This window comes from Halonotius pteroides (genome assembly GCF_003605635.1).
GTDB lineage: Archaea > Halobacteriota > Halobacteria > Halobacteriales > Haloferacaceae > Halonotius > Halonotius pteroides.
In genome coordinates, this window is record NZ_QMDW01000072.1 from 1 (window position 1) to 1,345 (window position 1,345).

Annotated in this window: 2 protein-coding genes; both read right to left on the minus strand. The window is 67.4% G+C overall.

Features of this window, described 5'->3' with window-relative positions; translation table 11 throughout:
• Window positions 1–829 (minus strand): 50S ribosomal protein L10 (locus DP106_RS15080; protein ID WP_120086624.1); only part of this gene is annotated, 829 nt, incomplete at its 3' end.
• The coding region (locus DP106_RS15085; protein ID WP_120086626.1) for a 50S ribosomal protein L1 at window positions 826–1,345 on the minus strand (520 nt) is incomplete at its 5' end. The genes DP106_RS15085 and DP106_RS15080, both read right to left, overlap by 4 nt.

A 1,345-nucleotide genomic window follows, 5' to 3' on the forward strand; every position in this document is an offset into this window, starting at 1 on the left:
GGGCGTCGGCCTTCGAAACGAGATCGTCGGCGAGGTCGGGGCTCTCGACGGCTGCCGACAGCCCGACGGACTTCGCCTCGCCGGCCGCCTTCGCGAGCATCGACGGCGCGGTCCGGGCCGTCGGGTACTCGGCGTTGAGCGAGAGATTCCGCGCTGCGCTGGAGGCGGCTTCGAGGTCCGCGACGTACTCCTCGACGTCGATGTCGAGCTCCTCGGGCGAGAACAACACGCCCTCGGAGAACACGCCGCGGAGGTCGAGGCCGACCTCCTTGGGTTCGATCCCGAGTTCGGCGAGCACGTTCGCGAGGTCGGCCGACACTTCCTCGCCGGCCGAGAGCACGGTCGAGTCCTCGACGACCTTGATCGATCCGCCGTCGATCCGGGCGTTCGCCCCGACCGTCTGGAGGTCACCGACGAACGGTCCCGGGTCGACGCCGGTGTCACCCTCGGGGATGACGATGTCGTTCGGCGTGACCTCCCCGGCGTTGATCGGCGCCGGCGTCTTCGACGCTTCGAGCTGTTGGTACAGCCCGAAGGGGTTGTCGTTCGTGCCGATCAGGCCCACCTGGCCATCGACGTGCTCGGCGATGCCCTCGAGGCCGTCGCCGACCTCGGCGAGGGCACGCTCGATCAGGGTGTTCCGCGAGACGCGCAGCGCCGCGGTCCCGTGGAGCTCACGGCGCATATCCTGGAGTTGTTTGCTCGGGATACCCGTGATGTCGACGACGCCGATCGAGCCGTAGCTCTCGAGGAACTCGACGATCGCGTCGGTCTCCTCGCGTTTCCACTGCGGGATCGTCTCGGTCTTGCGTTCGGCCTCGGCGCTCATGCGGGCACCTCCACCGCCGGCCCCATCGTCGTCTTCACGTACACCGAATCGATGTTCTGGGGGCCCTTCTCGAGGTCCGTGAACAGTCGGCGCAGGATGACGTCGATGTTGTCGGCGATCGCGTCGGCGTCCATGTCCTCGGCGCCGACGCGCGTGTGGAACGTGCGCCGCTCGCCGGAACGGACCTGGACGGTGTTTTTCATCCGGTCGACAGTCTCGACGACGTCGTCGTCGGGCTGCAGGGGCGTCGGCATTTTCCCCCGGGGACCGAGGACGGTCCCGAGATACCGGCCGATGTCCTGCATCAGATTGGCTTCCGCGATGAAGAAGTCGGTCTCGTCGGCAAGGTCTTTCGCCGCGTTATCGTCGTCTCCGAGGTCTTCGAGGTCCTCGCCGTCGAGTACCTCGTCGGCGATGTCCTCGGCTCGGAGGGCGGTCTCGCCCTCCGCGAAGACGACGATACGCGTGTCCTGGCCCGTACCCGACGGTAAGACGATGCTCTCGTCCACCCGGTTG